The sequence below is a fragment of the Protofrankia sp. CiP1_Cm_nod4 genome, from assembly GCF_982290645.1.
Window position 1 is genome coordinate 1 of the sequence record NZ_CEVIVC010000149.1, and the last position, 9,625, is coordinate 9,625.

Consider the following 9,625-nt stretch of genomic DNA (forward strand, 5'->3'; position numbering starts at 1 on the left):
TGGGTGGTGGCGATGTCGCGGAGTGCCTGATCGACGTCTTTGGCCATGCGGGCGGCGTCGCCGCACACGTAGACGCAGGCGCCGTCGCGCAGCCACGCCCACAGGTGCGCGCCATGTTCCCGCATGCGGTCCTGGACATAGATCCTGGCGCGTTGGTCGCGGGAGAATGCAAGGTCAAGGCGGGTGAGGGTACCAGCGGTGGAGAGAGCTTCGAGTTCGTCGGCGTAGTAGAAGTCGGTCGCACGGCGTTGTTCACCGAAGAACAGCCAGTTCGGCCCGCGCGCGCCGCGAGCCTGGCGCTCCTGCAGGAAGCCCAGGAACGGCGCGACGCCGGTACCCGGGCCGATCATGACAGCCGGTACGCCGTCGTCGGCGGGCGGGCGGAAGTGCGGCGAGCGTCGCAGGAACACCGGCACCGGGTGGCCGGGGGCCGCGTCGGCGAGGTAGGTGGAGCACACGCCCTTGCGGGGGCGGCCGCGGCTGCCCACGAAACGGATGACGGAGACGGTCAGGCTCACCGCCGCCGGCTCCACCAGCGGCGAGGAGGAGATCGAGTACATCCTGGGCTGCAACCGTCCGAGCACCGCCAGCCAGTCGGTGACGCCGGCCCGCACCGGGTGTTCGGCGAGGACGTCGCCGGCCTGGCGGCCCCACATCCACTTCGTCAGTTCGAGCTTGTTGTCGGGGCGCAGCAGGGTGCGCAGCCGGGCGTCGCGGGTGCGTTCGGCGACGAAACGCAGCAGGTCCGGTCGGACGGTGGTGATGTCCAGCCGGTGACGCAGCGCCTCGACCAGCGGCATCGGCTCGCCCACGTCGACGACGGTGTGGGGGTCCAGGCCGGTGGCGGCGAGCCACTCGTCGACCAGATCGGGGCAGTTCGTCGGCCAGACCCCCAGGGTGTCGCCGGCGGTGTAGTCCAGCCGGCTGTCGGTCAGGTCGAACGTGAAACGCCGCACCTCCTTGGCCGAGCCGGCCAGGCTCAGCAGCCGGTTGCCGACCAGCGGTGCCGCCCGCTTCGAGTACACATGATCGATGGGGGTGTCCAACAACTGCGCGAGAATCGGCGCTAACGCAAGCGCAGGGCACGGATGAAGCGGGTGGCTTCGGGGCGGATGGATGCCGGGACGCGCAGCATCTGGGGGCCGGCGGGGGTGGCCAGGGGGATGACGATCAGATCACCGTGCTTGCGCCCCTGCGACGCCGACACCACCCGCCGGTCGAAGGCGACGTCGAAGTAGCCGCCGGGCCGGGGAAAAGGCGCGACGACCAGCAGCCGGCGGGTGGTGAGCAGAATCCAGCGGGACGCCCCGAGGCGGTGCCCGATGAACCGTTCGGCCCGCGCGGTGAACGCGCCCGGGCCGGCGGGGTCGGTGAGCCGGCCCCGGAGCACGACCTCGGTGAACTCCCCCGGCTCCAGCGGAACCTCCGGCGGGCGGGCCTTCCGCGCTGGATGTATACGCATACCGTCCAGCCTTCCACCCCGAACACCGTCCGCGCGGGAGCGTCTCCGACGTCCACGCGACGCCGCCCCTGATGCCCGCCCGGACGAACACCAACCGCCGCTCGGCCCGGGCCGAGCTCGGCTCGGCGTTGTGGTACTTACCGACCGCTGGCGGATCCTTGTGATACCAAACGGCCCCTTGGGAATCACAATGGCTCTCGCGCCGTGATACTTACTGACCACTGGCGTAGCCTTGTGATACCAAACAGGCCTGTAGGTATCACAAGGACTTCCGGATGGTAGGTAAGTATCAGTGCGACGCGAGGCCTTCGCCACCGGCCAGCAGCGCCACATCGTCCGGGCCGAACGCGGTTACCTCGCCTTCGTCCCGCCGCCGCTGCCCCCTGCTCTCGACCTCGACCGATCCCTGATCAGGCTGCTCTCGGACGCCGACCGCGCGCTGGGGGAACTCGCCGGCGCCGGCCGGACGCTGCCCAACCCGCGGCTGCTGGCCCGGGCGCTGGTCCGCCGGGAGGCCGTGCTGTCCAGCCGGATCGAAGGCACCCAGGCATCCGTCTCCGACCTGGTGCTCTTCGAGGCGGAGCAGCCGGCCCGGAGCGACGGCGCGGACGTCCGGGAGGTGTTCAACTACATGGCCGCGGTCGAGCACACACTCGACCCCGACCGTCGGCTTCCGCTGAGCGTCCCGTTGCTGCGGGAGGCGCACGCCATCCTGCTCAGTGGCGTCCGCGGAGACTACGCGACCCCGGGTGACGTCCGGCGGAGCCAGAACTGGATCGGGGCGCCCGGCTGCACCCTCGACACCGCCACCTACGTCCCGCCTCCCCCGGAACGGCTGTGGGAGTGCCTGGACCTGTTCGAGAAGCACCTGCACACCGACCACGACCTGCCACCACTGGTCACGATCGCATGCGCGCACTACCAGTTCGAGGCCATCCACCCGTTCCTCGACGGCAACGGGCGGGTCGGCCGACTCCTGGTCGTCCTGCTGCTGGCTGAATGGGGACTGCTCGACACGCCCATGCTGGACATCTCGGCCTGGATCGAACCGCGGCGCGACGAGTACTACGCCCATCTGCTGCGGGTCTCCACGCACGGGGAGTGGGCAGGATGGGTGGAGTTCTTCCTCCGCGGGGTCGCCGAACAGGCCCGGGACGCGGTGCGGCGTTCCACCGCGCTGCACAACCTGCGGAACGACTACCGCGCCCGGGTCAGCACCGCGCGCTCGTCCGGGCTGCTGGCGGCGCTGGTGGACGCGCTGTTCGACATACCGGCGCTGACCGTCAGCCGGGCACGGCGCATTCTCGACGTGACGCACCGTTCCGCCAGTCTGAACGTCGCGAAGCTGGTCGAGAGCGGAATCCTCACCGAGGTGCCCGGGCGAGCCCGCAACCGCCTGTTCATCGCGGACGGCATCCTACGGACGATCGAGGGAGAACCGGACACGTCCGCCCGGTAGCACCCCTGGGCCGGTCGCCCCGGCAGGGCCGCCGACGCCGGCTGGCGTTGTGATACTTACCTATCACCGACGCAGCCTTGTGATACCTAACAGCCCGGTAGGTATCACAAGGCCGCTGTCACAAGGCCGCCGGGGTTTCGCCCACGCCTGGTCGCCGGGATGTGGGCGCAAGCCCGGCAAGGTCGAGGAGCCGCCGCGTACCCGGAGGGTACGCAAGGTGACGAGAAACGCCGCCGGGGTTCCGCCCACGCCCGGCGAGGTCAGAAGGCGTCGGCAGGGTGGTAGATCCCCCAGACCGAGCGCAGGGCGTGGCAGACCTCGCCGACCGTGGCCCGGGCGCGCAGCGCCTCCTTCAGTGGGTAGAGGACGTTGTCGGTGCCCTGCGCGGCGGCCTTCACCGCGTCCAGATGGCGGGTCACCTCGGCGTTGTCGCGGTCGGCGCGCAGGGTGGCCAGCCGGGCCGACTGGTCGGCCTCGATCGCCGGGTCGACCCGCAGCGGGTCGTACTGCTCCTCCTGCTCGGCACGGAAGCGGTTGACGCCGACCACGGTGCGTGAACCGTCCTCGATGCCCTGCATGACCGCGTAGGCGGAGTTCTCGATCTCGCTCTTCTGGTAGCCCTGCTCGATCGCGGCGACGGCTCCGCCGCGCTTCTCGACCTGCTCCATGAGCTCGCGGGCGGCCTGCTCGACATCGTCGGTGAGGGCCTCGACCGCGTAGGAGCCGGCGAACGGGTCGACGGTGGCGGTGATGTCCGTCTCGTAGGCGAGCACCTGCTGGGTACGCAGCGCCAGGGTCGCGGCCTTGACCGTCGGCAGGGCGATGGCCTCGTCGTAGGAGTTCGTGTGCAGGCTCTGGGTGCCGCCCAGCACGGCGGCGAGGCCCTGTACCGCGACCCGGACCAGGTTGACCTCGGGCTGCTGCGCGGTGAGCTGTACGCCCGCGGTCTGGGTGTGGAAGCGCAGCATCATCGACTTGGGGTTCGTCGCGCCGAAGGTGTTCTTCATCACGTCCGCCCAGATCCGGCGGGCGGCGCGGAATTTCGCCACCTCCTCCAGCAGGGTCGTGCGGGAGACGAAGAAGAAGGACAGCCGGGGGGCGAACTCGTCCACGGCGAGCCCCGCCTCGACGGCGGCCCGGACGTAGGCGATGCCGTTGGCGAGGGTGAAAGCGATCTCCTGCGCGGGGGTGGCCCCGGCCTCGGCCATGTGGTAGCCGGAAATCGAGATCGTGTTCCACCGGGGGATCTCGTTGCGGCAGTACGCAAACGTGTCGGCGATCAGCCGCAGGGACGGCGCGGGCGGATAGATGTAGGTACCGCGGGCGATGTATTCCTTGAGGACGTCGTTCTGAATGGTTCCGGTGATCTTCGAGCCGGGGACGCCCTGCTCCTCGGCGACCAGCTGGTATAGCAGCAGCAGGACGGACGCCGGCGCGTTGATGGTCATCGACGTGGAGACCTTGTCCAGCGGGATGCCGGCGAAGAGCACCCGCATGTCCTCGATCGAGTCGATCGCCACCCCGACCTTCCCGACCTCGCCGTGAGCGATCGGGTCGTCGGAGTCATAACCCATCTGGGTGGGCAGGTCGAACGCGACCGAAAGCCCGCCGGTGCCCGCGGCGACAAGCGAGTGATACCGCTCGTTGGACTCCCTGGCGGTGCCGAAACCGGCGTACTGCCGCATTGTCCACGGCTTGCCGGTGTACATGGTCGGGTAGACGCCCCGGGTGAACGGATACTCACCGGGTGAACCCAGGCGCTCCGTCAGGCCCGCGGGCAGATCGGATGCACTGTAAACCGGCTTGATCGGCTGGCCGGACTCCGACAGACGCTCGCTCATGGCCAGATCGTAGGGAAACCCGGCCCACTCATGCGCGATTCTCACGCCGGGTTCACCGCCGTCACGGCAACGGCCTGACGGGATCGCCGACGGGATGGACCACGAGATGGCCGACGAAGCGGCAAGGAGCACGGCTGAACCACTCCGGATCACTCCCGACGCGCCAGCCCGCGCCCGGCGAGGACCGGCAGACCGGAGGTGACCGCGGCCAGATGACCACAGCGAGGGAGCCGTCGGCTTCAGGGACCCGCCTCGCCGCTCCCGTCGCCCCGAGGCGGCCTCGCCGGCCGAGGGCGACCGGGTGGCCACGCCCCGCGGCAGCCGCCCGGACCCAGCCACAAAGCAGGCAAAAGCGATTATTTTTATCGATGTCAGCCAGGAAAACACACATGCGCCCACGATTACGTCTACCGTTGATGGAAAGACTCCACGGCGCACGCCACCACCGGCGGAACCGACGCGCGGCCGCGCGGGTTCACGCTACCCGGCCGGCGCGACCCGCCGGGAGTCCGATCGGTTGTTTCCAGGACGGGAACGGGGCTGCCCATGACCGGCGACACCATAACCCAGTTGACCGTCGAGACGATCAGGGCGGAGCTTGTCGCGCTCTCGGCGGGACCGGGTTTGAACGTCGAGAAACTCAGGAGCTCGCCTCTGGTACGGCTGCTGCCCCCGGCACCTGGAGAATGGTCGGACGACCAACGCGCCGCCGCATTACAGAACATCATAGTCGAGTGCTGTCACGCCATCCCCCAGGAAAAACTGCGGACCGGTGCCCAGATCGGTTTCAACATTGACGGCGAGAATCCGGGTGAGCCGTCCCTGACGGCCCGGATCGACGCACTCGCCCGCCGCCGGGGCCGACACGAGCGAACCGTACGGGAATGGTTCTACCGGGGGACCGTCGAGGCCGCGCTCCTGCTCAGGCAGCGGGTCGCGGAGCTCAGCGCCGGTGCCGGCTGGCAGGACTACCTGGCCGGCAGCGGTGCGCCGGGCCTCCTCGACGCCAGCCGGCCGCGGTTTCTCCTTGACCGGGCCGAGCTGCTGGTACGACTTTCCGGCCGGATCCCGACGGAAGTGCTGATATTCCGGTCCCTGGTCGCCCTCGACGACGGGATCGACCACTACGTGGCGACCACCCGCTATCACAGCGACCCGCGACCCGAGGTGATCTCCGTCGAAGCGCTGGCGAACTGCGCGGTCCGGCGCTCCACCTTCATCCCGAACGGGTACGAGGTGACCGAGCTCGAGTTCTCGGCGGCGCTTTCCCCCGGCGACCGCGTTTCCTTTGTGTACCGGCTGCGCATACACACCGACCGCGAGATGACACCGGTCCTGAACTACACACCGAAAGAGCAGCAGAACAGCCGATACACGGTACAGCTCCAGTTCGACCCGACGGTACCACCCGTCCGCGTCTGGTATTTCAGCGGCGTGCTCGGCCCGGAGGCCCGGCTGCATCCGGACGACGAGGAGCACTGGCTTGTGCCGAGCAGCCTCGGATACGTCCGCAAGGACTTCGTCGAGCTTTCCCGCGGGCTCCACTACGGGGTGGCCTGGGACTGGCCCCGGGTCCCGGGTGGCCCAGCCACCCGGGACCATCCGGACCACGACTTCCGCCCCGCCGCCGGCCCCCCGGGCCGCTGACGCACGATCATGACCAACCGTCGGCCACCAGGCACCGGCCCGGCGCAACCGGACTTTATAGATCATTATGGATGCCTCTCGTATGCGGTCTGCGTCCTGCGCCTGTGCGGAGGGCCGGGAGAGCGATCGTCGTCAGGGGTGAAAATGTCCATATAAGCGACTATACTCGTACATATGTTCGATACCAGGGTGGGCGACCCAGCCCCGGCTGGCACGGCGGTTCCGGCCCCGCCGCCAGCGCCGACGGGCCGCGCCGAGTGCGGTGGCCCGCCAGCGCTGGCGGGCTGTGACATGGCCGGCCGTCTGCCGGTGGTGGCCTCCTGTGACTCGGACGGCTGCCTGTCCCTGATGGCCGCGGTGCGGCGGCGGATCGCCGGGCTGGAGGCGGTCATGCTGCGTGCCCAGGCCCGTCTCGCCGCGTTGCGGCCCACCCCGCCCGGGGAGGGGAACCCGGCCGGGCCGGGGTGGGCCGCGGAGGAGATCGCCGCCGAACTCGCCCTGTCCCCGGCCGCTGCCGCGGCCAGCGTGGAGCTTGCGGTCACCGTCGTCGACCGGCTGCCGGCCACCCTGGCCGCGCTGGAGACCGGGGCGATCGATCTGGGTCGGGTCCGCGCGGTCGCCGAGACAACCGCCGCCCTGTCCGCAGACAAAGCCGCCGCGGTCGAGCGGAAGGTGCTGGCCCGGGGTGGGCGGGGCAGTCCCAGCCTGTTCCGTCAGGCGTTGCGCCGGGCCGTTCTCAGCGCCGACCCGGACGGCGCGCGGCGACGGCACGCCCACGCCCGCAAAGGTCGGGAGGTGCAGCTTCGTCCGGCCGAGGACGGGATGGCCGAACTGTGGGCGTTGCTGCCCGCCCTCGACGCCCAAGCCGCCTACCAGCGCCTCGATGCCCTCGCCCGCGCGGTCGCCGACCCGGACGAGCCCCCTGGCATGACCATCCCCCACACCGGCCCGGACGAACGCCCCAGCATGGACGCCCGCCGCGCCGACGCCCTCGTCGACCTGCTCCTCGGCCGCGACCGGGGAGCTGAGGTGTCCGTGGAGGTCGGGATACTCGTCTCCGCCGCGACCCTCGCCGCGGTCAGCGACACCCCCGGGGAACTCGCCGGCTACGGGCCGATCCCCGCAGAAACCGTCCGGGAGCTCGCCCGGGAGGCGACCTGGCGGCGGATCTTCACCGACCCCGCCCAGGGCGACCGGCCGATCGAGGTCGGCCGCCGCTTCCCCGCACCCGGCCTCGCCCGGCTGCTGCGCACGCGGCAGCGGACCTGCCGTTTCCCGGGCTGCCGGAAACCTGCCCAGTTCTGCGACCTCGACCACATCCAGCCGCACAGCGCCGGCGGACCCACCAGCGAAGAGAATCTACTGACCTTGTGCCGGCGCCACCACAGGGCCAAACACGAGGGCGGCTGGACGGTTCAACGCACCGACGGTGACACCGCGATGTGGACCAGCCCGACCGGACGGGTCTACCCCAGCATCCCCGAACCCTGGGACGTCGAGCCCGCCGGGCTCATAACTCGGAGGTCAGACAACGACCCCGTCTCGCAAGCAGGATCCCCGCGAGCAGACATTCCCAGAACGCGCAACACGGGAACGGATGCCTCCACAGCAGGAATATCGAGAACGAGCGCATCAGCAGCTCCAGGAGCCCCGGGGACGGACACGTACAGCGGGGGAGGTACCCACGGCGTGAGAAAAAGGGCCGGCGCCCACGGTCCGGACACGGACAGAACCAGACGGGACAGCGTTCTGGATCTCGGCTCACCACCCTTCTGAGATCGCTTCACCGCCGCTTTCCAGAGGCGTCCTACCACCCGCCTGTGGCATCCACGTGGGCAGCGACCCCGGCTATGGCACCTCTCGATGATCATAATGGCCATGGCATTCTCGACAGTCTCGACGCCGGACGCTCAGACACCGAATATTCAGCAGCATCAAGGGGCCGGATGACCCGGAGGCCCGAGCCGATCGAGACAGGCGCAGCGAGATAGCCGCAGAAGGCGCTATCCGATGCCGCGAATTATTCCTCTACATAATATTTTCAGGGCTCCGAGCGATGACAGTTTCCGTCTACTGATTCGACCGTATGGGTGGTGGTGCCGTGGGATGAGCGAGGGGCCAGGCCGTGGAGGGTCAGTACCTCGGATGCCTTCGATATCACCCCAAATATGGGTAAACCGGGCGGCTTGCGAATCAGAGCGGCGGATCAGGGCTGCGGAGCGAGTCAGAACAGCAAGTCACCGTCAGGGCAGCAGGCCAGCGCAGCAGGCCAGCGCAGCAGGCCAGCGCAGCAGGCCAGCGCAGCAACGGAGCGGAACACGCCGGGGCGGGACCGAAGCTAGAGTCACCACATGCGGGACACCATTGCCGTGCAGACGGCTACTGGGCCGGGTGCGCAGGCCGCTGCGGAGGCGACGGCTGCCGCGGCGCGGCTGGCCGAGATCACAGGTGTCGGACGGCACGACATCGCCATCGTGCTCGGCAGTGGATGGCTGCCCGCCGCGGACGTGCTGGCCGCGACCGGCACAGTGACCGGCGAGGTGGCCGTCGCCGAACTCGCCGGTTTTCCGCCGCCGAGTGCCCCCGGCCACGCCGGGACGGTGCGCTCGGTTGCCCTCGGTGGACGTCATCTTCTGCTGTTCCTCGGCCGGGTCCACGCCTACGAGGGCTATCACCCCCGGGTCGTCGCCCATGGTGTCCGCACAGCCTGTGCCGCGGGTGTGTCCACCGTGGTGCTCACCAACGCCGCCGGCGGGCTGCGCGAGGACCACACTGTCGGCCAGCCCGTACTGATCTCCGACCATCTGAACCTCACCGGCCGTTCACCCCTGATCGGGCCGCAGTTCGTCGACCTCACCGACGCCTACTCCCCGCGGCTACGCGCGCTGGCGCGAGCCGCCGACCCGGCCCTCACCGAAGGGGTCTACGCGGCGCTGCCCGGGCCGCACTTCGAGACCCCGGCCGAGATCCGGATGCTGCGGACGCTCGGCGCCGACCTGGTCGGCATGTCGACCGTGCACGAGACGATCACTGCGCGGGCCGAGGGCGCCGAGGTGCTGGCGCTGTCCCTGGTGACCAACCTGGCCGCCGGCATGACCGACGAGCCGATCGACCACACCGACGTGCTGGCCGCCGGCGCCGAGGCGGCCGGACGCATGGGCGCACTGCTCGCCTCGATCATCACCAGGCTGTGATCGGTCGAGATGGACGGCGTCC

General features: G+C 69.8%; 7 protein-coding genes. 4 read left to right on the forward strand and 3 right to left on the reverse strand.

The window, feature by feature from the left end; translation table 11 throughout:
* Together AC5LSR_RS20425 and AC5LSR_RS20430 are read right to left on the reverse strand one after the other, a co-directional pair.
* A partial coding sequence (locus AC5LSR_RS20425; RefSeq protein ID WP_493468842.1) for a diflavin oxidoreductase occupies positions 1–1,049 on the reverse strand: 1,049 nt, incomplete at its 3' end.
* 17 nt (positions 1,050–1,066) lie between these two features.
* A complete protein-coding gene (locus AC5LSR_RS20430; protein ID WP_250284552.1) occupies positions 1,067–1,462 on the reverse strand; it encodes a hypothetical protein in 396 nt (131 codons plus the stop codon).
* 292 nt (positions 1,463–1,754) lie between these two features.
* Between AC5LSR_RS20430 and AC5LSR_RS20435 the strand changes: the two genes are divergently transcribed.
* Positions 1,755–2,921, forward strand: a complete 1,167-nt coding sequence (locus AC5LSR_RS20435; protein WP_250284553.1) for a Fic family protein — start codon at positions 1,755–1,757, stop codon at positions 2,919–2,921.
* 260 nt (positions 2,922–3,181) lie between these two features.
* Here AC5LSR_RS20435 and AC5LSR_RS20440 read toward each other — a convergent pair whose 3' ends face one another.
* Entirely contained in the window at positions 3,182–4,762 is a 1,581-nt protein-coding gene (locus AC5LSR_RS20440) for an acyl-CoA mutase large subunit family protein (RefSeq protein WP_250284554.1), read from the reverse strand.
* A 546-nt stretch (positions 4,763–5,308) separates the two neighbouring features.
* Between AC5LSR_RS20440 and AC5LSR_RS20445 the strand changes: the two genes are divergently transcribed.
* From AC5LSR_RS20445 to AC5LSR_RS20455, 3 genes are all read left to right on the forward strand, one after another.
* Complete coding sequence (locus AC5LSR_RS20445; RefSeq protein WP_250284555.1) at positions 5,309–6,409, forward strand: hypothetical protein; 1,101 nt, start codon at positions 5,309–5,311, stop codon at positions 6,407–6,409.
* A 291-nt stretch (positions 6,410–6,700) separates the two neighbouring features.
* Positions 6,701–8,185 carry an HNH endonuclease signature motif containing protein gene (locus tag AC5LSR_RS20450; RefSeq protein ID WP_250284556.1) on the forward strand — a complete coding sequence of 495 codons (1,485 nt, stop codon included), beginning with the start codon at positions 6,701–6,703 and terminating at the stop codon, positions 8,183–8,185.
* Positions 8,186–8,760: 575 nt separating this feature from the next.
* Positions 8,761–9,603 carry a purine-nucleoside phosphorylase gene (locus AC5LSR_RS20455; RefSeq protein ID WP_250284557.1) on the forward strand — a complete coding sequence of 281 codons (843 nt, stop codon included), beginning with the start codon at positions 8,761–8,763 and terminating at the stop codon, positions 9,601–9,603.
* Positions 9,604–9,625: the final 22 nt, after the last annotated feature.